This is a genomic window from Vibrio sp., assembly GCF_048266485.1.
Lineage (GTDB): Bacteria > Pseudomonadota > Gammaproteobacteria > Enterobacterales > Vibrionaceae > Vibrio.
In genome coordinates this window covers 35,666-58,525 of the sequence record NZ_JBLWZK010000002.1, presented here as the reverse complement: position 1 = coordinate 58,525, position 22,860 = coordinate 35,666, and the positions used below count along the sequence as shown (strand labels likewise).

Sequence of the window (22,860 nt, the reverse complement as noted above, 5' to 3'; positions counted from 1 at the left end):
TGAGGAGCCTAAGCGACATCGAGGATCTATATACAGCGCGTGGTGAGTAGATTCCCGCTCTCGCTTAGGCTCGGCAGGAATGACGATACTCCAATGAGCTAACCATCTAACTAACCCTTCTCTACCTCAATCCCCAACACTTGCGCAACGGCTTCAAGCTCAGCTAAATCTTCCACAAACAACAAAGCATTCGAATCATCGACGGCAAGATAAAAACTGCCTGCACCGTCTGGAGTATTAATGGTGATCGCATGGATGTTTTCCACTTTATCTGTCACCACTAACCCCCCCATCGCAATACGTACTTGTCCTTGGAAAATTTCGACCAACACGCCTTGCTTAGTTTGATACTCACCCATCATCACTTACATCCTTTTACTATTCATTTCATACAAACCAATCATCATAACCGATTCAATACAGCTCTTAACTTTAACGGTTTAACTGGTTTAGTTAAAAATTGAAAACCACCCGCTTTTATCGCTCGGTTCACTTCTTCTGAGCGATCAGCACTGATCACAACCCCGGCAAAGCTATCACCTATTTTATCTCTTAATACATCCAGTACTTCTAAACCGGTGCGACCATTATCTAAGTGATAGTCAGAAAAGACGACTTCTGGGTTCCAGTCGTGCTCTAACGCACTGATACTTTGCTTAAGATCGATCGCAGTACGGACCTCACAGCCCCAACGTTCAAGTAAGGTTTTCATGCCTAACAAGATATCCGGTTCATTATCAACACACAGTACTTTAATATTGGCCAGTGGAGCATGTTCGATAACTTGGGCTTTCACAGGTTCTACTGGTAACTGATGGCAGCGCTTCAAACTCACAGAAAATACCGTACCTTGTTGTGGCCATGAGCGCAGATCTAGGTGATGTCCCAGCAACCGAGTGATTCCGCGAGCGATGGCTAAACCTAATCCTAGCCCTTGATCGGCGCGATTTTCATCGACTCGGGTAAATTCATCGAAAATTTCACTCTGTTTTTCCAATGGAATGCCAATGCCGTTATCCCACACTTCAATACGAATATCATCCTGCGTACGTCGCACACCAAGTAATACTTTGCCTCGACGACCTTCTTGTTGACTATAACGAAATGCATTAGTCAGTAGGTTTTGCAGTACTCGACGGAGTAATTTTGGATCGGATTCAACAATCAACTGAGTCGGTACTCGCTCAAATTCAACATTTTGCTCTGCCGCTAATACGCTAAATTCTGCATCCAACTTGTCTAGTACTTCACGCAATTCAAAACAGCGAATATCGGTCGGCACTTTACCGGACTCTAAACGTGAAATATCCAACAGATCACCAATTAAATCTTCCGCCGCCCCTAAAGCACTTTCGATATGAGCAGAAAATTGCTTAGTATTATCATCACTGGCAGTTTCGTTGAGCGATGAGGCAAACAAACGTGCAGCATTGAGCGGTTGCATTAAATCATGGCTAACAGCAGCCAATAGTCGGCTTTTGGATTGAGAAGCTTGTTGTGCATCTTGAGTTGCACTCACCAGTTTGGTGTTTAGATTTTCTAACTCGTGGGTACGCTCTTGTACTCGGTCTTCTAAGGTTTCATTCGCTTCTTTTAATGCTTGTTCGGCGCGCCGGAAAGCAGTGATATCAGAAAAACTCATGACAAAGCCGCCACCAGGCATTGGGTTACCTTGTACTTCAATCACTTGACCATCTTCGCGAGTTCGAGAAGATGTGTGTTGAGTTCCGCGCTCTAAATGCTCAACCCGACGGCGAACATGTATTTCAGGATCGCCCGGCCCACATAAACCTTGCTGGGAATTATGACGAATAATATCAGCAATAGGTCGCCCGACTTGAATTAAACCCGGAGGAAAATCAAATAGCTCCAAATAACGCTGATTCCACGCCACCAGTCGTAACTGCTTATCAACTACCGCAATACCTTGGCTAACGTGTTCAATCGCCCCTTGCAATAACCCACGGCTAAAGTCATACAGCTCGGAGGCTTCATCGACTATCGCTGCCACTTCTTCCAACTGCATATTGCGACCTTGCAGCGCCGAGGTCAGCACTAAACGCGCGGAAGATGCACCAAATACCCCCGCTAGTACCCGCTCGGTGTGACGAATCAATGGTGCGGAAGCCTGTTGTTGAGGTAGTAACGTTTCTGGTTGTTGTGACCAAAAAAGTTGGAAAGCATTACGTGCTCGCTTGCGACCAACAAAGCGTGAAGCCAGCATTTCTAATTCTGCCACACAGACTCGACTTTGATACAAACTGACATCTTCACTTTCTGGAAATGGTGTACCAACAAACGAAGCGGCTTGCAGGCGTTCACTTAAACTCGAACGCGTCACTAAAGAAACAAAAACGTAGGCCAAACTGTTCACCACAAGGCTCAACGCCATCCCCCAATCGGAAGACTGTAAATTGAAGCTTTGTAGCCATTCAGGAGGGGTAAGGAACCAGACTAAGAAGTTAGTTTCTTTGCTCCCCGCCAGCATATTGGTTTGCAGCATTAAGGTAGCAAGCCATACCACAAAGCCGAAAGTTAATCCGACATACACACCTTTACGATTCCCCTTGCGCCAATACAAACCGCCAAGTAATGCAGGAGCAAATTGTGCGATTGCCGCGAAAGACAATAAGCCAATCACTGCAAGTGAAGGCACCCTATCAAGTATTTGATAAAAGCCCCATGCTCCCGCTAATAACAGGGCAATCAAAGCGCGACGTACATTGAGTAATAGGCCTGAAATATGTCCAGGTTTGGCCTTAGATAACTTCATTCGGCGCAGTAACATCGGCCACACTAGGTCATTAGACACCATAATGGTAAGTGCAATAGTCGAAACAATTACCATGCCACTGGCAGCAGAAGTCCCCCCTAAATAAGCCAGCAAAGCAATGGTATCTGCACCAACCGATAACGGCAGATTAATCACATAAGCATCCGCACTTGAACTACCCAGTAAATATTGACCAGCCCAAGCGACAGGCAATACAAACAAGCCCATCAACACTAAATAGATAGGAAAGACGCGTCTTGCAACATGCAGATCACGCGCTTGGTCGTTTTCCACTATGATAGTGTGGAACTGACGCGGCAAACAAATGATCGCCGCCATCGTCAATAGCATGTGAATCACTAAAGTGGGAATGTTAGGTGCTTGGTAATACTGTTGTGATAGTTGGCTTAAGCTGATATCCGGAGTTTGATAAATCAGATACATCACAAATATGCCAACCACTAAAAAGGCCAACAGTTTAACTACCGACTCAAACCCCACCGCCATCATAATGCCGCGATGATGCTCAGTGTTATCGATATGGCGAGTACCAAACAACATGGTAAACACCGCCAACACGCCAACCACAAACCATGACACCTGCATATCTTGGTAGCCAAGTTGTTGCATTAAATTGGGCGCAACCAGCCCTAGCCCCATGGTAATACCACGTAATTGCAACGCGATATAAGGCAAGATACCAATAACTGCGATTAAAGTGACGGTTATGGCTAACCCTTGAGATTTACCATAACGCGCCGCGATAAAATCGGCAATCGAGGTAATATGTTCACGTTTGGTGATCAGAATTAAACGCGCGAGAATGCGCCATCCCAGAGTAAACACAAGAATGGGAGCAAGATAAATCGGTAAGAAAGACCACATATCTGCACCAGCTTGACCGACCGTGCCATAGAAAGTCCAAGAGGTACAATAAACCGCAATAGATAAACTATAGATCCAAGGTCGCCAACGAAATAACCAGCTTTTTTGCCTATCACCATACCAGGCAATTAAAAACAGTATCCCTAAATACGCCAGTGATACTGGGATCACTATCCATCCTTGCATATCGCCTCAATCTACCATCCATGTATCTTGATTCGATTGTGCTATGGCGAGCTTTTCCCCTCAATCGCTTTACGCCTAATTTGTGGGCTCAGTGCGAAATTACTGGATAATAAATTCACATCAAATCAGTCTGATGATTTTAATCTTTTGGGATCATCTAATTTAATCAATAGAGCCAGGACGCCCATTGCCGCCATTGCCCAGAAAACGCCCGCGCCCCACACTTGATAACCCCAACCACTTAACGCTGTCATCAAAGCAACAAATGCGCCTAGAGGAATCGCATTGTACAAACCTTGCAATGGCACCATATGACGGTCATCAGACTGCTGAATATAACGAATCGTAGCAAAGTGAGTCAGCGCGAAAGTTAAGCCATGCAACGTCTGCAACCCCGCCAACAGCCAAATATCATGAGTCAGCGCCAGGCCACTCCAACGGACTATCACTGCGACAGAAGCAACTAAAAACATAGCACGCAGCGACCACCCTCCGAATAATCGCGCGCTAAACGCAAATAACAACACTTCGGAAACCACCGAAAAACTCCACAAATAGCCAATCATCGACTCGGGAATCCCTACTTCTTTCCAATGAATGGCACTAAAGCTGTAGTAGGCAGCATGAGAACCTTGAATCAAAGCAATCAAGCACAGAAATTTCACGATTGACCATTGCTTGACTAACCCAATAAGTTTCGGTCGTTCTTGATGCTGATCGGCGGCTTGAGTCACCAATAACTGAGTTGGATTACGCAGAGAAAATAAGGTGGCCACCAATAAACCTGCCATCGCCGTATAGACAATCATATCCGCACCAAAACCATTGGCTAAATAACCCACCAATGTTGAACCAACGATAAAGGACACCGAGCCCCATAAACGACTACGGCCATAATCAATCACTTTCAATTTACTGTAATAGTTAGCGACCGCATCGGACAATGGCATACCGGGACCAAAGCTAGCATTAAAACCGACCGTCGTTAACGCCAACCACCAGAAATCACCGCCAGTCAGCACATGCAAGCTACAGAAAATTAACGAAATAAACGTCAGAATACGCAAAGCTGGTAATAAATATTCGACTTTGTGTAGTCTCGGGGTGAGTAATAAATTAGTTACACAGCGAGTAGCAAAGCCTAGCCCAATTAACAGTCCAATATCTGTTGAGGAGACACCTTGTTGTGAAAGCCATAAGCCCCAAAAAGGCAAGTACACACCATAAACAAAAAAGAAGCCGAAAAAATATTGCGATATCCAGCCGAAAGGCGCGAGCTTGAGCATGATTCCATCCAAGGTTTTGTTGAGATACAAAAATCAAACGATATTATGCCTGTAAACCCACGAAGTGACTATTCAAGTAATATTAAAAATACCGAGCCCCCATGATCGAATTAAGATATATAGCCAAACTTCTTGAAGTTGCAATGAGGTGACAAGAGGATGAAGCCCCATGAGCATAGCTTGCCTATTCAATTGGGATGACAACAAAGCGGCAACTTCAAGAACAAAGGATATAGACCAAAGTCGTCTAGCGTGGTTACTAGAAAATAGCCACACTGATACCTCACATTTTTGTATGAGTATGAGTGTCGTTGCCATGCCTGATAAATTTAATATGACATTAGCACCTTTTGATCGCTTGTCAGAACAGCAACGGGCACAACTACGCTCGAATCTTGATGTGGCTTACTTTCGCCAATCCGACACCATACTCACTCCAGGAAAATGTGATGAAAATCTGTATGTATTAATTAAGGGCGCAGTAGAAGAAACCAGTGATGATGGTCGAGAAGTGTTTGCACACTACGGCCATGAAGACATGTTTGATGTGCGCTCGCTACTTGATGGCAGCATAAAACATCGTTATACCGCCCTAGAAGATACCCTTACCTACCTACTTCCTCGACGTATTTTCTTGGCTTTATATGAAGAAAATGAAGACTTTGCCGCTTATTTTGATAACAATTTATCCGCTCGCCAACAACGAATTGAACAAGCACATAATCAACAAAATCTAGCTGAATTTATTCTGACCAAAGTTGATGCAGCTATCTACACCCCAGCATTAATACTTGAGGCGGATGCCAATTTAAAACAAGCCACCGAACAGATGCAGCAACATGGCAGTGATGCAGCATTAATTGCCTTGCCCACTCACCGACATGCCAATCAACAACATACCGATTCACAATTACCGTTTGGCATAATTACTCGTACCGATTTATTGCACGCCATTGCCCTAGATGAACAACCGCTTGATTACCCTGCTCAACAAGTGGCGAATTCTCCGGTTCTGCATGTGCCTGAAGGTGATTATTTATTTGATGCCATGATCATAATGACCCGTTACAAGTGCAAACGCCTTGCGGTAACTCAAGGGCAACAAATCATCGGTATGCTTAACCTCACCCAAGTGCTGAGCGCATTTTCAACCCATTCGCACGTATTAACCTTAAGAATTGCTAACGCCAATAATCTAGAGGAACTGATCGATGCGGCCAGTCGACAACGAGAATTAGTACACACCCTGCAACATAACGGTATTCGTACTCGATTTATTATGGAGCTTATTTCTGCAGTCAATGAACAGATCATAGAGAAAGCGTTTGAGCTTATTGTGCCAGCGCACTTACATGATCACTGTTGCTTATTGGTACTCGGCTCGGAAGGACGTGGCGAACAAATTCTCAAAACCGATCAAGATAATGCGTTAATCATTAAAGATGGTCTACATTGGCATCAATTTGGCCCTTTGATGGACAGTTTCAGTGAAACTTTGCAACGGCTTGGTTATCCACCGTGCCCCGGTAAAGTGATGGTCAACAATCCTGAATGGGTCAAAAATCAGCTTGATTGGAAAAAATGCTTACAACAATGGGCCAAAGAAAGTTCGTCATCTTCGGTGATGAAACTGGCGATTTTTTCGGACGCTCAAGCCATTGCTGGCAATAAAAGTCTACTCGAACCACTGAAACAACAACTACACATTTTAATGCACAATAATGGGCTAGGCTTGATGGAATTCGCTCGTCCTGCGCTAGGCTTTGCGGTGCCATTAACCTTTTTTGGCCAAGTAAAACAAAGCAAACAAGGCATTGATATTAAACAAGGTGGGATTTTCCCAATCGTACACGGCATTCGCACTTTGGCACTAGAGCATCAAATTCTCGCTAGCAATACTTTCGAGCGAATTGAACAGCTACAAAAACAAAATATTCTAGAAAGCTTAACCGCTGATAATTTATCGGAAGCCCTCAAACTGTTTATCAAGTGGCGACTATCACAACAACTGACTTGCCAACATAGTCACAATCAACTGGATGTCCAAAGCCTCAATCGTAGTGAGCGCGATCTACTACGCCATAGCCTACATGTAGTCAAAAAGTTCAAGCAATGGCTTGGTTACCATTATCAAATTAGGGAATAAGCGTATGAACACTCTACAGCGTTTATATTGGTTTTATCGCCTGAAAGGTTCTCCGTATCAACCGTTATTTGGTATGAGCCCCAAAGGTGAATTTGTGTCTTTAGATTGCGAAACTACCAGCTTAAATCCACAACAAGCGGAATTGGTCACCATTGCTGCCACCAAAATCATCAACAACAAAATCATTACAAGTGAGCCGTTTCATATCAAGCTGAAAGCGCCGCAATCGTTATGTTCCAATTCAGTGAAAATTCATCGTATTCGCCATAATGATTTAGCTGAAGGCTACTCGGAAGCCGAAGGATTAGAGAAATTACTGGCATTTATCGGCAATCGCCCATTGGTGGGATACCACATCCGTTATGACAAAACGATACTCGATCGCGCTTATAAAAAGCACTTTGGGTTTCCACTCCCTAATCCATTAATTGAAGTCAGCCATCTTTATCATGAGCAACTAGAACGCCTACTCCCCAACGCTTATTGCGATTTAAGTTTAGAGGCGATTTGTCGACACTTAGAACTACCGATTCAAGAACGCCATGATGCCCTACAAGATGCCATTACCGCAGCATTGATTTATGTTCGGCTCACTTACGGCAGCATGCCAAACCCAAGTCTTGCTTATCGAAAAGGTTAAAACATCCGATCCAGCTCTCATTTCATCCGATAATTTTAGCTAAAAAACCTTTATTAACAATATCTAAGCCTAAAGTCTAATTGTAGAAAACACCTCATAGGCGGAAAGTAAGATAAAACAAAAAAGACAACCCCCTACAGATTAAGAATTGAGTCCTACTCAAGCAAGGAGAGCCCAATGAGTGAAGTTCATATTCATCCAGTTAAAGAAAACATCTTGCAGCAAACTCACGCCGATAATGACACTTACTTATCCATGTACCAGGAATCGGTCAATGACCCACAAGGTTTCTGGGACAAGCACGGCAAGATTGTTGATTGGATCAAACCTTTTACTCAGGTTAAAAATACGTCTTTTGAACCTGGCAACATCAGCATCAAATGGTTTGAAGATGGCCAGCTTAACGTCTCCGCTAACTGTATTGACCGTCATCTCGCAGAACGTGGTGATGAAGTCGCGATTATTTGGGAAGGTGATGATCCAAACGATGACGCGCAAATCACCTTTAACCAACTGCATGAAAAAGTGTGTCGCTTCTCCAATGTATTAAAAGCACAGGGCGTGAAAAAAGGCGACGTGGTTTGTCTTTATATGCCAATGGTGCCAGAAGCCGCCGTCGCCATGCTAGCATGTACTCGTATCGGTGCTATCCACACTGTCGTCTTTGGCGGTTTCTCTCCTGATGCTCTGGCCGGTCGTATTATTGATTCTAACGCAAAAGTTGTGATCACCGCCGATGAAGGGGTACGCGGTGGACGCGCCGTGCCACTTAAAGCTAACGTAGACCAAGCTTTGCAAAACCCAGAAAACAATATTAGCAGCGTGGTAGTTTTCCAACGCACTAGTGGCAATGTTGAATGGAATGCTGAGCGTGATATTTGGTGGCATGAAGCAACCGAACAAGCCTCGCCAGAATGCGCGCCAGAACCAATGAATGCTGAAGACCCGCTATTTATTCTCTACACTTCAGGGTCAACTGGTAAACCAAAAGGCGTACTTCATACCACTGGCGGTTACTTAGTGTATGCCACGATGACATTCAAATATGTGTTCGACTACCAACCAAATGACGTGTTCTGGTGTACCGCCGATGTCGGCTGGATCACTGGTCACACTTACCTTGTATATGGTCCACTCTCTAACGGTGCAAAAACCATTCTATTTGAAGGGGTGCCAAACTATCCGAATACTAGCCGAATGAGCGAAGTGGTTGATAAACATCAAGTCAGCATTTTATATACTGCACCAACGGCGATTCGTGCACTCATGGCAAAAGGCGATGAAGCAATTAAAGGCACCAATCGTTCCAGCCTACGCATTATGGGCTCGGTAGGTGAACCAATTAACCCTGAAGCTTGGGAGTGGTACTACAAAACCATCGGTGATGAACGTTGCCCAATTGTTGATACTTGGTGGCAAACAGAAACTGGCGGCATTTTGATCACGCCACTTCCGGGCGCAACCGAACTAAAACCGGGTTCAGCCACACGTCCATTCTTTGGTGTGCAACCAGCATTATTTGATAATGAAGGAGAGACACTGGAAGGTGCTAACGAAGGTAACTTAGTGATCACCGACTCTTGGCCGGGACAAATGCGCACTATTTATGGTGACCATGACCGCTTTGAGCAAACCTACTTTTCAACCTTTAAAGGGGTTTACACCACAGGTGATGGCGCACGCCGTGATGAAGATGGTTATTACTGGATCACAGGTCGTGTCGATGATGTACTTAATGTATCAGGTCACCGCATGGGTACCGCAGAGATTGAATCGGCTCTCGTGGCATTTGATAAAATTGCCGAAGCGGCGATTGTCGGTATTCCACATGATATTAAAGGTCAGGCAATTTATGCTTACATCACGCTAAATGATGGTGAGTTCCCATCTGCGGAATTACATAAAGAAGTCAAAGACTGGGTACGTAAAGAAATTGGCCCAATCGCCACGCCAGATGTACTGCACTGGACAGATTCTCTACCGAAAACTCGTTCAGGTAAAATTATGCGCCGCATCTTACGTAAAATTGCCACCGGTGATACCGGCAACCTAGGAGATACTTCAACTCTTGCCGACCCAAGCGTAGTCGATAAGCTAATCGAAGAAAAAGCGAATTTGGTGTAGATATCGATCGCGACACCTAAAGCGTAAAAATAAATAATAAAGACCGTGGCTTAGGCTGCGGTTTTTTTTCGTTACTCGATTCTCGGGCGCTACGCTGCTCATGGCTCGAAAAAGAAAAAGCCCTTCTCACTTCAATCATAATATTGAAGGTTTCACATCAATGTCGAGAAACGAGCCACGAGACTCCGAAAACTGGCTATCACCTCATTAGACCAGTAAAATGCTGCGATTTGCGCTGATTTAGCTATAATTGGACAAATCATTAGATGTAGCGTCATTTTTTTTGCTATCTTACTTAGCAAAGCATCAAAATTATGACATGATGCATTTTACATTCACTTTAATGGATATTAGCCACACAATGTCAGCAAACTTACGAGTTCTAGTCTTAAATGGGCCGAATTTAAATTTGCTCGGGTTACGTGAACCGACGCATTATGGTTCTAATACATTGTCGGATATTGTTAATAACTTAGAGGCGCAAGCTAAAGAGTTAGGTATCGAACTGTCTCATTTACAATCGAATCGTGAATACGAATTGATCGAAGCAATTCATGCCGCCTACAACACCGTCGACTTTATCATCATCAACCCTGCCGCGTTTACCCACACTAGTGTGGCATTACGCGATGCATTGCTTGGAGTAAAGATTCCATTTATTGAAGTGCACCTATCGAACGTTCACGCTCGCGAAGCTTTCCGCCATCATTCTTATCTTTCTGATAAAGCAGTTGGTGTGATTTGCGGGCTCGGTGCTCAAGGTTACCAATTTGCACTCTCGGCAGCGCACACTCATTTAAGCCAAACATCATCGGTTTAATGACGTCGCTACCAAGATTTCACGCGTTCAAATTACTTGACCGCGTTTACGATATTGGCAGTAGTTTAACTATTGTCGTGAAATGAATAATTAAATTAATAGAGAACACATTATGGATATTCGTAAAATCAAGAAGCTTATCGAGCTAGTAGAAGAATCTGGCATCGCTGAACTTGAGATCTCTGAAGGTGAAGAATCAGTACGCATCAACCGCTATAGCAATCAAGCGGCGCCTGCGGCTCCAGTTCAATATGCAGCAGCTCCTGCTCCAGCAGCGCCTGCGGCTGCTCCAGCGGCATCTGAACCAGCAGCGCCTGCGGCTGCTCCAGTAGAAACTGGTCACAAAGTACTTTCACCAATGGTTGGTACTTTCTACCGTTCTCCAAGCCCAGAAGCGAAATCTTTCATCGAAGTTGGTCAAAGCGTACAAGAAGGTCAAACGCTTTGTATCGTTGAAGCGATGAAAATGATGAACCAAATTGAAGCTGATAAAACAGGTGTTGTTAAAGCTATTCTTGTTGAAGATGGCCAGCCTGTTGAATTCGATCAACCGCTTGTTGTGATTGAATAAATCTGTTGTCTCAAACAGATCTCTCATCATTAACACCGCAACAAGAGGCAATAAAATGCTAGATAAATTAGTCATCGCGAACCGAGGCGAAATCGCCCTACGTATTCTTCGCGCATGTAAAGAGCTAGGCATTAAAACGGTCGCCATTCACTCAACGGCTGACCGTGATTTAAAACATGTACTACTTGCAGATGAAACCATTTGTATTGGTCCCGCTCGCAGTACAGATAGCTACCTAAACGTGCCACGCATTATTTCTGCTGCAGAAGTATCGGGCGCAGTTGCTATCCACCCAGGTTACGGTTTCTTATCTGAGAATGCCGATTTCGCTGAACAAGTTGAAAAATCTGGCTTCATCTTCGTTGGCCCGAAAGCTGAAACGATTCGCCTAATGGGTGATAAAGTTTCTGCTATCAACGCAATGAAAAAAGCTGGCGTACCTTGTGTACCGGGTTCTGATGGTCCGTTAGACGATGACGATGCGAAAAATCGTGCCTTTGCAAAACGTATTGGCTACCCAGTTATCATCAAGGCCTCTGGTGGCGGCGGTGGTCGTGGTATGCGTGTCGTACGTAAAGATGCCGATTTGGTTGAAGCAATTGCAATGACTCGCTCTGAAGCAAAATCTTTCTTCAACAATGACATGGTTTACATGGAGAAATACCTAGAAAACCCTCGTCACATTGAAGTTCAGGTATTAGCAGATGGCCAAGGCGGCGCAATCCACCTAGGTGAGCGTGACTGTTCAATGCAACGTCGTCACCAAAAAGTGGTAGAAGAAGCTCCAGCTCCGGGTATTACCGAAGAAATGCGTCAATACATTGGTGAGCGTTGTACGCGTGCTTGTATTGAAATCGGCTACCGTGGCGCCGGTACTTTCGAGTTCCTATACGAAAACGGCGAGTTCTACTTCATCGAAATGAACACTCGTATTCAGGTAGAGCACCCAGTGACAGAAATGGTAACTGGCATTGACCTAATCAAAGAGCAATTACGTATTGCAGCAGGCCAACCTTTATCATTCACGCAGAACGATATTAAGATCCGCGGCCATGCGGTTGAGTGTCGTATCAATGCGGAAGATCCAGTGCGCTTCCTACCTTGTCCGGGTAAAATCCAACACTTCCATCCACCAGGTGGTATGGGGGTTCGTTGGGAATCTCACGTGTATGCTGGCTACTCTGTACCGCCACACTACGATTCAATGATCGGCAAGCTTATTACTTTCGGTGAAAACCGTGATGTTGCAATTGCACGTATGAAGAATGCATTAGCTGAAACCATCATTGATGGCATCAAAACCAACATTCCTCTACAGCTAGACATCATGATGGATGAAAACTTCCAGCACGGTGGTGCAAACATTCATTACCTTGAGAAGAAGTTAGGGTTACAGTAAAAGCAGGTTGCTAGGAGCTAGTCCCTAGTTACTAGGAAAAGATAAGAGACCGTGGTGAAAACTGCGGTCTTTTTTTTGTTTTCGGGTTTCGGTACTCGGGCTCTTTCTTGCTTAAGCAAGAAAGAGCGTTAATAAGTGATACAAAAAGCTGTCATCCTTGAGGAGCCTAGGCGACATCGAGGATCTATATTCAACGCGTTGTGAGTAGATTCCCGCTCTCGCCTAGACTCGGCAGGAATGACGTTTTTTTGTTGGGAATTGTGCGTTTCGAGTGACGCGTCTCGTGTTGCGTGTAAGAGCGATCAGCCTCTCGCAATATTTTTTGCTCTTGCTTTTACACGCAACACGAAGCGAAGCGCTCACACAACGCGCAACCATCTTTTCGCTTTTCCAAGCCACGAGAAGTAAAACGCCCGAGATTCGAGTAACGCTCATTTATCCTATTTGTGTTTCTTTTGATTGTTTGTAAAAATGCTTCCCCTCTCTTCACCTCAGTAAAGATCATCTCGATGAAAACACTACAGGCTCGTTATCGACAAGCACATAAAGAAGCTAAGTGGGCGATTGGCCTCGCCTTAGCCTATTTTGTCTGGTGGTATATTTCCGCTTATGGTTTAGCGCCTAGCCCACAAAACATCACCAAGATGCCAACCCTCTACTTTGGTTTCCCGTTATGGTTTTTAATGGCTTGTATAGTCGGCCCAGTTATCTTTACTTTACTGTGCGCTGCGATGGTGAAATGGATGTATAAAGATATGTCACTAGAAATCGAACAAGAAGAACATCATGAATAGCCAAATTCTTATCCCGTTAGCATTATACCTTATTGCGGTGTTCGGTCTGGCTTTTTGGAGTAGTCGCCACAGCAACAAACAAGGTTTTTTAAATGAATATCTAGTCGGTGGTCGTAGCATGGGCGGCTTTGTATTGGCGATGACCCTTGCTGCTACTTATGCCAGTGCCAGCTCCTTTATTGGTGGCCCAGGCGCAGCTTATCAAATGGGACTTGGTTGGGTATTACTGGCGATGATCCAATTGCCTGCGACTTGGCTGACTCTCGGCGTATTAGGTAAAAAGTTTGCCATTGAAGCCCGTCGTCATAATGCTCTTACTTTAAACGATATTCTGTACGCCCGTTATAAAAATCGCGGTGTCGTAGTGTTTGCATCGTTATCTTTATTGTTAGCTTTCTTTGGCACCATGGTGGTTCAGTTTGTCGGTGGTGCGCGTTTGCTGCAAACCGTGACTGGGCTTTCTTACACCCACGGCTTGATGATTTTTGCTATTACGGTTGGCTTGTACACGACGATTGGCGGTTTTCGCGCCGTCGTCATGACCGATACTTTGCAAGGCATCATGATGATTATTGGTACGATTGCATTACTAGTCGGTATCGTGCATGCAGGTGGTAGCATTGGCGAAATCGTCACCGACTTACACAGTATTGATCCGGCTTTAATTACCCCTTACGGACCAAACCACTTTCTCACCGAACCTTTTATGATGAGCTTTTGGGTACTAGTGTGTTTTGGGGTGATTGGTTTGCCCCACGCCGCGGTGCGCTGTATGTCATATAAAGACAGTGGCTCTCTACACAAAGGCATGGTGATCAGTACTATTATGGTGGCACTATTGATGTTAGGCATGCACTTAGCCGGCGCTTTTGGTCGTGCTATCGTGTCGGATATCGCTAGTCCTGACCAAATTATGCCAACCTTAATGATCACAGTTCTCCCACCCGTCGTTGCCGGAGTTTTCTTAGCTGGGCCAATGGCGGCAATTATGTCGACGATTGACTCACAATTAATTCAAGCCTCCGCGACCTTATTGAAAGACTTATACATCAACTACATCAACCCTTCGATGGCACAAGGCGAAAAAGCGGAAAAAACACTACCGAAACTATCATTATGGGTCACCGGTATTTTTGCTGCGTTAGTGTTTGTCGCGGCGCTTAACCCACCGGATATGATCATCTGGCTAAATCTATTAGCCTTTGGTGGCATGCAAGCGGTATTCCTATGGCCATTGGTATTAGGGCTTTATTGGAAAAACGCTTCGGCAACTGGCGCTTTCGCGTCAATGGTGGTTGGGCTGTTTTCTTATATCGCATTCAGTACCTTCAAACCGGACATGGGCGGTATACATGCCATCGTACCGACACTACTACTTGGATTAATCGCCTTTATCATTGGTAGTAAGCTCAAGCCCAACACTCAGCTTCAAACCGTTGATACAAAGACGGTATATTGAAGCCACTTAAGTATATAATCTCTACAAGGCGAGGCGCATCTGCTAAACTTCGCCTCAATTCTTATTTATCCAAATTAACCTAGCAAGAGGCCAATCCCATGCCTTGGATTCAAATTAAACTTAATGCCACTGACACTAACGCCGAAGCCATTGGCGACATGTTAATGGAAGAAACGGGCGCGTTATCTGTCACTTTCTTAGATGCCAAAGATACCCCTGTATTTGAACCACTACCGGGTGAAACTCGTTTATGGGGTGAAACAGACATCCTCGCGCTTTACGATGCAGAGATTGATACTCAACTCGTATTAAACCAAATCAAAGGCAGCCAAATGCTCAGCGACGATTTTGCTTATAAAATTGAGCAGATCGAAGATAAAGACTGGGAACGTGAATGGATGGATAACTTCCACCCAATGCAATTTGGTCAGCGTCTATGGATTTGCCCAAGCTGGCGCGAAATCCCTGATCCAAGTGCCGTTAATGTGATGCTTGATCCGGGCCTAGCATTTGGTACCGGTACTCACCCAACTACCTCTGTATGTTTAGAGTGGTTAGAAGGCTTAGATCTTGAAGGCAAAACGGTCATCGACTTTGGTTGTGGCTCTGGCATTTTAGCGATTGCAGCTATCAAACTAGGCGCTGCCAAAGTGATTGGTATTGATATCGATCCACAAGCGATTTTGGCTTCACGCGATAATGCTGAGCGTAACGGTGTAGCAGACCAATTAGAATTATTCCTACCTCAAGACCAACCAGAAGGCTTAATTGCCGATGTCGTGGTTGCCAATATCCTTGCAGGGCCATTACGCGAGCTTTCAGGCGTGATCACTAGCCTAGTCAAACCAAGTGGTTTATTGGCTATGTCTGGCGTGCTTGATTCGCAAGCAGCCGATGTTGCGACTTACTATCAAGATGCTTTCGAGCTTGACCCAATTATCGAGCAACAAGAATGGTGCCGCATCTCGGGTCAAAAAAAGCCTCAGTAGCACAGCATTAAAAACTTTTTATCTCTACCCTCGGGGTTAATTGACTGAAAAGTAGACAATTTCGCAAACTATTTATGAAATGGTCAAATATTAGTCTTTTCACGCCCCGAAAAAATGCGTAAAATGCGCGCCCTTGCCGAGATGAAGTGTGATGCTGTTTTGAAAATCGGAAATTATACATTACCGAACAACCTAATCGTCGCCCCGATGGCGGGTGTGACCGATAGACCGTTTCGTGAATTGTGTCTTCGATATGGTGCAGGAATGGCTGTCAGTGAAATGATGTCCTCCAATCCTAAAGTTTGGAACACATCCAAGTCGCTACAACGCATGGTACATGAAGGCGAATCGGGCATTCGTTCTGTACAAATTGCGGGCGCAGATCCTGATCTCATGGCACAAGCTGCGCAAATCAGTGTTGAAAACGGTGCTCAAATCATCGACATCAACATGGGTTGTCCAGCCAAAAAAGTGAACAAAAAACTGGCAGGTTCCGCGTTGTTGCAGCACCCCGATATTATCGAGCAGATATTAAAAGCGGTGGTGAATGCAGTTGAGGTTCCAGTAACCTTAAAAACGCGCACAGGATGGGACACAGACAATAAAAACTGTGTTGAAGTTGCCAAGATGGCTGAGCAATGTGGCATACAAGCGCTGGCACTCCACGGGAGAACGCGAGCTTGCATGTACAAAGGCGAAGCAGAATACGACAGCATTAGAGCCGTTAAACAAGCTATCTCTATTCCGGTAATCGCCAATGGTGATATTGATAGCCCAGAAAAAGCGAAATACGTATTAGATTACACTGGTGCGGATGCTCTAATGATTGGTAGGCCTGCCCAAGGTCGACCTTGGATTTTTAACCAGATCCAACATTTTTTACAAACCGGAGAACACTTGCCACCGCTTCCAGCAGAAGAAGTGCAAGACATCTTAATTGGTCATGTTCAAGCCCTTCATGAGTTTTATGGAGAGTTTTTAGGCCCTCGCATCGCTCGTAAGCATGTGGGTTGGTATCTAAAAGAGCATGATAGTGAAGGTGAGTTCCGCCGTATTTTCAACGCCATCGAAGATGCAGAAAAGCAAATTGATGTGCTAAGAAATTATTTTTATACCACGAGTATTTAAACACTCGCAGCAAGACGACCCGCGAATGAAGCCTAGTGATTCAGGTTAATAAGCATCGTCAACAACGCTGTCGCTTTAAACATAAGCAGGGTAAATACCACCCTAAATAGTTAAAGTTACAGCTAGGCGGCAAGTGAACGAGGCCCCATGAGTTTAGCTCGTCTAAATGATTGGGGTGAGAGAACGCTGCCAACAACGCTGTCGCTTTAAATATGACGGGTATCGTTGCATTATAATTACCAGAAGAAGAGCTAAGACTAATTATGTTCGAACAAAATCTGACTTCAGAACCATTCACAGTTACTACTGTTACATCACAAGACCAGATCACACAGAAGCCACTACGTGACTCTGTAAAAGCATCTTTAAAGAACTACCTTGCTCAGTTAAATGGCCAAGACGTTAACGATCTTTACGAATTAGTATTAGCTGAAGTTGAACAACCAATGCTAGACATGGTTATGCAGTACACTCGCGGCAACCAAACTCGCGCAGCGAACATGATGGGTATCAACCGTGGTACTCTTCGTAAGAAGCTTAAAAAATACGGCATGAACTAGGATTGAAACCTAAGTGTTTGATTTAAAAAGGCTTTCTCAGTTAATCTGGAAAGCCTTTTTCATTTGAACCCACATTTGAACCCACTTTTATAAAGCTACCCCTCAGAAAAGCATTAGAATAAATCATGTTAGCCTGTCTGGGGGGCATTAAATGAAATTGATAATTATTATTATTTGACACTAAGGATGGTTTCAGACTGATTTTTGTTTGGATAAGCCCTAACCTGCGAACCTGCATTACCTGCGAATATAAAAAATAGCTTAAAGTTTAGACCAAAACACACTAGACTGGCTAACTTGAACGATACTAGGACTTACTTTTAGTATTTGGGGAGCATTACAAAGGATTGATTATGAAAAAAATTATAGGAATAGTAGCAGCAGTCTTAGCATTAGCAGCTTGTACTTCAAAACCAACACCAGAAATGCTTGCTGTTAAAGCTGTAAACGATACTGACAGCTGTCAATTCATCAAACTTCAATACATAGAGACTGCACCATCTAACACCTCATATTATATTCAAAAATATGTTGTTAGAAATAAAGGGGATTCATATAAACTGATCTCATCAACCCCACTCACAATATTATCTGCTAATGACTCGGTAGGGACTAATTTTGAAATATACAAATGTAAAAACTAGCTAATTACAATTAGGTGAGTTCAAACTAATGTAACTCACTTTCTTTTTGCTCCAACACTTCCAAATAGTCATTCTTTAAGTGTCGATAATGTGGCGGGAAAGAAACATAAATAGGCAAGCCGTATTTTGCTAACCATCTGCGGGGCGTCATGGTATCACCTGCGACAATAGCCTCAGCGTACCAGTCCAAGTCCTCGTCTGAATATTCATAATTGCCTTGCTTATGAATAGTCATTCACACCTCTTTATTGTGTGCTTTGAGTCCTAGCTCGTATTTGTCTAATTCGTCTTGTGTAGCGTCTTTTACCCACGTAAACATTTGATTCTTATTCTGGTCAAATATCGCTAGAATCTCGCCCTCTGGCGTGCAAATAGTGATATGGAAATTCTCCACACAATTGACGCTTTCTAGCTTTTCAATACGCTTTAAATGAATTTTGTTCATCGAGTGCCTGCCCTAATAACCGTTGAAAGTCTTCTTCCGTTCCAGAAAGCAAATGAGCGTTTGCTAGTGCCTCCTCTAGTGAGTCGTACAGCTTATTGCGCTCTAGGTTTTCAATGCGCTTTAGTAGTTGAGCCTTATTCATTCGCTGCGCTCCTCAAGTGCTTTCAGGCGTTCTTCAAACTCGCTGATCTCTTTTATCTTCATGCGTAACATTTCACCGTCTAAGCTGTCATCGGACGTAATCGCTTTAAGTGCTGGGTGCGTACGCTTTAAGATTTCTTGAACCGCCCACTGTTCACCAGAAAGTAACGCTGCCTCAAGCTGCCTAACTGCCTCTTGCGTGATCTTCTCACTGAATTTCCCTTTTGTGTTTTTCGAACCTTTAGGGCGTCCCGTTGGGTTGCCCGATTCGCCCTTTTTAAAAGTCATAATTCACACCTCAATAAAACGGCTTATAGAAAGCCGTTGTCTTGAATTTTTGCAGCATTGTTTGCCGGTGCTGCCACTTGGTTAGCCACTTCTAAAGCTGCCTTGATAACGCTGTCAGCATAATTAATAGCTCGACTAGTTGAGCCTAATTCATCTTGTCTACGTGTAAGCTCTGGGCTGTGCTGCTTGATGTGTAAGTCATTTAGCGAGTCTAAGCGTTCTTGTGTAAGTCCACTCATGAATAAAGGCATCTTGTTTAGGGCGTTCATTACAACCGGATCACGCTCTGCTACGCCTTTGTTTTCAGCTCCCTTATAAGCGTTCACGATATTGGCGGCAAAATTGCTCTCTATGCCATTCACCAGAAAATCAGATTTAGCAGCGTTGTACTTTTCAACTTCAAAAGTCATCTTCACTGCTTTCTCTGCCACGGTATTTGATGCTTTCTCAAGTTCTGCGATCATCTTTTTCGCAATACTGGCTTTTTCTAATGGTGTGCGTACTTGGTCGGCTCGCAATGCTTTTAGTGTGCTAAAGGCATTAGCTGCGGTATTCACCACGCTTTCAGGGTTTAGGTTGGTAATAATCGGAGTCCGTTCAAAACTGCGAAAATGTGGCGGTTGTTCTAAATGACGTTGTGCTTCTTGGCTTAATGGTTTCATGTTTCTGTTCTCTCTATAAATGTGATCTACCTCACAATTATAACAATCAAAACCTATCAATAACAGAAATACAATTGATAAAACCTATTAAAAACCTTGTTTTTCTCTTGTTGTTTACAGTTGGGTGAATTTACTAGAGTGGGTTCATTTGTGGGTTCAAATTAATAAAAAAAACCAGATTGGCTAATAAAATTACTTTTATTTCATTAAGTTAATGCAATTCATTTAATTCATAGACAGTGAATTAGGCAATAAAAAGCCCCATTTAAGGGGCTAATTTACTTATGATTGATAGTCTGGGTGTACATGGTATTGGACAGTGTCTCTACCTTTATCGTTTCGCTTAACTATCTCTTTGATGTATCCCGATTGCTTTAGCCTGTCTATGGCGTTCTCTCTAAGTTCTTTTGTCGTTAAACCTTTCCAATCCTTTTGGCTGACTAAATGCTTAGTGAAGAAAGGCGACAATTGCGGTAACTTCGATAGCAACACTTTTGCAGGTGCGATCTCTTGCTCAGCGTTAAAGTAAGTCATTATGCGGTTTGCATGGCTCTCTAAGTATTCCATCCATGCTATGGCACGCTTTAAATGCTCAATAGCAATAGTATCGCTTGGCTCTGGTTCTTCGCCCGATAACGTTGCGCCACACTCACCAATCAAGTGAAATACTAATGCGAGTTTTGCACACAAAGCAGGGTACTTACCCAACATGCTTTGCCATTGACTCGTTGCTGACTTTTCACGTTTGATCATGTTCTTAGCCCATTTCTCCCAAAGGTCTTGGGCGTCATTATCAAACTTACATACTAATGGCTCATCGTATTCACCAAGATAGGCTAACGCTTCATAAGTGCTTTTGGCTGCTGTCTCTGCCAATATGTTTGGGGCTTTATCTACATATTCCATCTCTGAAAAATCAGGATAAACCAACATTTGCATAAGGCGTTCTAACAAACCATCATCACCATGACCGTTAACCTTGCCCGCTAGTAATGGCGTTAACTTAGCTGGCTGAATACCGCCCATAATTGAGATAATGACACGATCTAGCTCTACGTTTCTTCGTGTTACTCGTTCTTGTGAGTACCCACCAAAACCGTTAAAGCCCTCAAGATAAAAGCCTCGTTCATGCTGGCGGTCTGCTCGTTCCATGTTTGCAAGCCAGCTAGAAAGCTCGTCACGAAACATTAAAACACCTAACGGGTTTTGCTCTAACCTTATTGCTAGTGCTTCACTTGTTGAGTCGTTTATTACTGCCTTTCTAATTTTAGGCGGTTGCGGTTGTTCTTTTTTAGCCTGTCTTTTTAGCTTTAATGCCTCGTCCTTATTGCCATCTTTTAATGCTTCCTTAGCTTTCTCATTTGCAGATTCTAGCTCGTCTTCGTAAAGCTCCTTTTCAAGCTCGTACATTTCCATTTTTTCAGCATTGAGTTTATCAATCACACTTTTTTGTGCGTGTTCGAGTAACCTACGTCCACAACTTAAAGATGGCGTTTTCTTGGTTGACGGTTGACCAACTGCACCGCCCCACATAGTTGGAACAATACGCCAGCCAGTATCTAAGCGTTTCGGCTGAATCTCGGCACTTCCACCAATAAGCGCACCGGCACAAATAATGGTGCTAATTGCTGCAAAGTCTGCTGGGGCTTTATCCATTCGGTGGCTAAAGTCCATTACATAATTTTCTAGCTGTGGCGGTAGTAGTTTTGGATCAAACGATTGAACCTTAACAAGCTCAGCCTCTAATGCTGTCGGCTTCTCCCACTGTTGTGGCAAGTCCTCGAATTTATCTGCAATCAGTTCTTGGCTTCCCTTAGCGTAATTGCGTTGATTGTGTCGCTCTAGCGTGTCTCCGTCTATTGTTCTTGTTTCTCTTGCGTAGGCGGTAGCTGCTTTTATGATTGTTTCCTGACTGATTGAGCCATATTCAAACTGACAGTAAACATCAAATTTATCATGCGAAAAACCATCACAAAGCGGATCGCTAGTATGGCTTGAAACATAACGCCCGTTAGAATCATCACGATAAGAAATAAAAACACCAGGAGCGCCACTTGTGCTATCAGGGTGAAGCCATTTTTTACCTTTACGCTTAAAACCTTTATTAGCTAAAAGCTCATCCCATGTAATGGAATTATTAAAGTGATCAATAGGGCTAACACCAGTCTGGCTAACAAATTTAGGCGGTGATAGCTTGGTTTTCTTCTCTTGTTCTGCTATTTCGTTCTCTTGCTGTAAAACTAAAGCCTTAGCACCATCAACAAATTGAGAATTAAAAACGTCTATAGGTTCGCCTTTTTCAATGGCGTATTGATAGCAATCTTTATTGTAAAAACTTAAAGCAGGTAAATAGCTAATTTGCTGACTACGTTTAGCGCAATCATCACCATCTAAAGCAACCGTTAAGCCTGTTTGTAGCGTTTGCCAATGGTCTAGGTCTATCGCTTCACTGATAGGCACAACGACACGCCAGCGCATATCCTCGGGCTTACTGCTCATGGTCGAATAAATGTAATAGCTATTAATGCCAATCTGTTTTAGTACGCTTTTAACTTCCTCTAAAGGGCTGTTGCCATCGTCAATATCTGCCACTAGGCAAGTGTAATTATTATGGTTTTCAACTGCGGATTTCTGCTTGCTTGTACCAATATCTGACGGCAAAAACCAAGCGCACAAACTTTTAGCCTGTCTGAGTTTTTTGTTCGTATCGGGTTGATATTGTGTAAGGTCTTGCGGGTTGATTATTGCGTGTTCTAAATCGGATAAACCCATAAGGCAAAAGCCGTTTGTCTGGGTGTGATTTGCCCCTGTAGTGAGTCCCATATCTAAATGATCGAACTCGTAGGCAATTGCAGAATTATCTGTCATGCGCTATATTTCCTATTGATTTGGGCGGTTGGTAAGTCGCCAAACTACAACC

At 43.8% G+C, this 22,860-nt stretch carries 20 protein-coding genes; 12 read left to right on the top strand and 8 right to left on the bottom strand.

Annotation, left to right across the window (positions count from 1 at the left end; all coding sequences use genetic code 11):
• Positions 1-110 precede the first annotated feature (110 nt).
• The 3 genes from ACN0T8_RS04960 to ACN0T8_RS04950 form a co-directional block, all read right to left on the bottom strand.
• The gene (locus ACN0T8_RS04960) at positions 111-362 is read right to left on the bottom strand and encodes a hypothetical protein (RefSeq protein ID WP_237296149.1); all 252 of its coding nucleotides are present in this window, start codon (positions 360-362) and stop codon (positions 111-113) included.
• Positions 363-403: 41 nt separating this feature from the next.
• Positions 404-3,844 carry a PAS-domain containing protein gene (locus tag ACN0T8_RS04955; RefSeq protein WP_417879553.1) on the bottom strand — a complete coding sequence of 1,147 codons (3,441 nt, stop codon included), beginning with the start codon at positions 3,842-3,844 and terminating at the stop codon, positions 404-406.
• Positions 3,845-3,969: 125 nt separating this feature from the next.
• Entirely contained in the window at positions 3,970-5,130 is a 1,161-nt protein-coding gene (locus ACN0T8_RS04950) for a 3-phenylpropionate MFS transporter (RefSeq protein ID WP_417879552.1), read from the bottom strand.
• A gap of 316 nt (positions 5,131-5,446) precedes the next feature.
• On the opposite strand from ACN0T8_RS04950, the gene ACN0T8_RS04945 reads away from it, so the two are divergent.
• From ACN0T8_RS04945 to ACN0T8_RS04890, 12 genes are all read left to right on the top strand, one after another.
• Entirely contained in the window at positions 5,447-7,276 is a 1,830-nt protein-coding gene (locus ACN0T8_RS04945; RefSeq protein WP_417879711.1) for a DUF294 nucleotidyltransferase-like domain-containing protein, read from the top strand.
• 4 nt (positions 7,277-7,280) lie between these two features.
• On the top strand, positions 7,281-7,916 hold the full coding sequence (locus ACN0T8_RS04940) for a 3'-5' exonuclease (RefSeq protein ID WP_417879551.1): 636 nt from the start codon (positions 7,281-7,283) through the stop codon (positions 7,914-7,916).
• Between the two features lie 177 nt (positions 7,917-8,093).
• The gene (gene acs, locus ACN0T8_RS04935) at positions 8,094-10,040 is read left to right on the top strand and encodes an acetate--CoA ligase (RefSeq protein WP_417879550.1); all 1,947 of its coding nucleotides are present in this window, start codon (positions 8,094-8,096) and stop codon (positions 10,038-10,040) included.
• A 361-nt stretch (positions 10,041-10,401) separates the two neighbouring features.
• Entirely contained in the window at positions 10,402-10,860 is a 459-nt protein-coding gene (aroQ, locus tag ACN0T8_RS04930; protein ID WP_417879549.1) for a type II 3-dehydroquinate dehydratase, read from the top strand.
• Between the two features lie 112 nt (positions 10,861-10,972).
• Positions 10,973-11,431: an acetyl-CoA carboxylase biotin carboxyl carrier protein gene (gene accB / locus ACN0T8_RS04925; RefSeq protein ID WP_417879548.1), complete on the top strand. Its 459-nt coding sequence runs from the start codon at positions 10,973-10,975 to the stop codon at positions 11,429-11,431.
• A gap of 55 nt (positions 11,432-11,486) precedes the next feature.
• Positions 11,487-12,830 carry an acetyl-CoA carboxylase biotin carboxylase subunit gene (gene accC / locus ACN0T8_RS04920; protein ID WP_417879547.1) on the top strand — a complete coding sequence of 448 codons (1,344 nt, stop codon included), beginning with the start codon at positions 11,487-11,489 and terminating at the stop codon, positions 12,828-12,830.
• A 509-nt stretch (positions 12,831-13,339) separates the two neighbouring features.
• Positions 13,340-13,624 carry a YhdT family protein gene (locus ACN0T8_RS04915; protein WP_417879546.1) on the top strand — a complete coding sequence of 95 codons (285 nt, stop codon included), beginning with the start codon at positions 13,340-13,342 and terminating at the stop codon, positions 13,622-13,624.
• Positions 13,617-15,083, top strand: coding sequence for a sodium/pantothenate symporter (gene panF / locus ACN0T8_RS04910; protein ID WP_417879545.1), 1,467 nt, complete (start codon positions 13,617-13,619; stop codon positions 15,081-15,083). The genes ACN0T8_RS04915 and panF overlap by 8 nt, the downstream gene beginning before the upstream one ends.
• 98 nt (positions 15,084-15,181) lie before the next feature.
• Positions 15,182-16,072 (top strand): 50S ribosomal protein L11 methyltransferase, encoded by an 891-nt coding sequence (gene prmA, locus ACN0T8_RS04905; protein ID WP_417879544.1) that lies wholly within the window; start codon positions 15,182-15,184, stop codon positions 16,070-16,072.
• A 159-nt stretch (positions 16,073-16,231) separates the two neighbouring features.
• The gene (gene dusB / locus ACN0T8_RS04900; RefSeq protein WP_417879543.1) at positions 16,232-17,200 is read left to right on the top strand and encodes a tRNA dihydrouridine synthase DusB; all 969 of its coding nucleotides are present in this window, start codon (positions 16,232-16,234) and stop codon (positions 17,198-17,200) included.
• A gap of 263 nt (positions 17,201-17,463) precedes the next feature.
• Positions 17,464-17,760, top strand: a complete 297-nt coding sequence (gene fis / locus ACN0T8_RS04895; RefSeq protein ID WP_027695356.1) for a DNA-binding transcriptional regulator Fis — start codon at positions 17,464-17,466, stop codon at positions 17,758-17,760.
• A gap of 353 nt (positions 17,761-18,113) precedes the next feature.
• Positions 18,114-18,404 (top strand): hypothetical protein, encoded by a 291-nt coding sequence (locus ACN0T8_RS04890; RefSeq protein ID WP_417879542.1) that lies wholly within the window; start codon positions 18,114-18,116, stop codon positions 18,402-18,404.
• Positions 18,405-18,429: 25 nt separating this feature from the next.
• Here ACN0T8_RS04890 and ACN0T8_RS04885 read toward each other — a convergent pair whose 3' ends face one another.
• From ACN0T8_RS04885 to ACN0T8_RS04865, 5 genes are all read right to left on the bottom strand, one after another.
• Positions 18,430-18,639, bottom strand: coding sequence for a hypothetical protein (locus ACN0T8_RS04885; RefSeq protein ID WP_417879541.1), 210 nt, complete (start codon positions 18,637-18,639; stop codon positions 18,430-18,432).
• Between the two features lie 181 nt (positions 18,640-18,820).
• The gene (locus ACN0T8_RS04880; protein WP_417879540.1) at positions 18,821-18,991 is read right to left on the bottom strand and encodes a hypothetical protein; all 171 of its coding nucleotides are present in this window, start codon (positions 18,989-18,991) and stop codon (positions 18,821-18,823) included.
• Positions 18,988-19,278 (bottom strand): DUF5681 domain-containing protein, encoded by a 291-nt coding sequence (locus ACN0T8_RS04875; RefSeq protein ID WP_417879539.1) that lies wholly within the window; start codon positions 19,276-19,278, stop codon positions 18,988-18,990. The genes ACN0T8_RS04880 and ACN0T8_RS04875 overlap by 4 nt, the downstream gene beginning before the upstream one ends.
• A 23-nt stretch (positions 19,279-19,301) precedes the next feature.
• Positions 19,302-19,940 (bottom strand): hypothetical protein, encoded by a 639-nt coding sequence (locus ACN0T8_RS04870; protein ID WP_417879538.1) that lies wholly within the window; start codon positions 19,938-19,940, stop codon positions 19,302-19,304.
• Between the two features lie 282 nt (positions 19,941-20,222).
• On the bottom strand, positions 20,223-22,808 hold the full coding sequence (locus ACN0T8_RS04865) for a YfjI family protein (protein ID WP_417879537.1): 2,586 nt from the start codon (positions 22,806-22,808) through the stop codon (positions 20,223-20,225).
• Positions 22,809-22,860 lie beyond the last annotated feature (52 nt).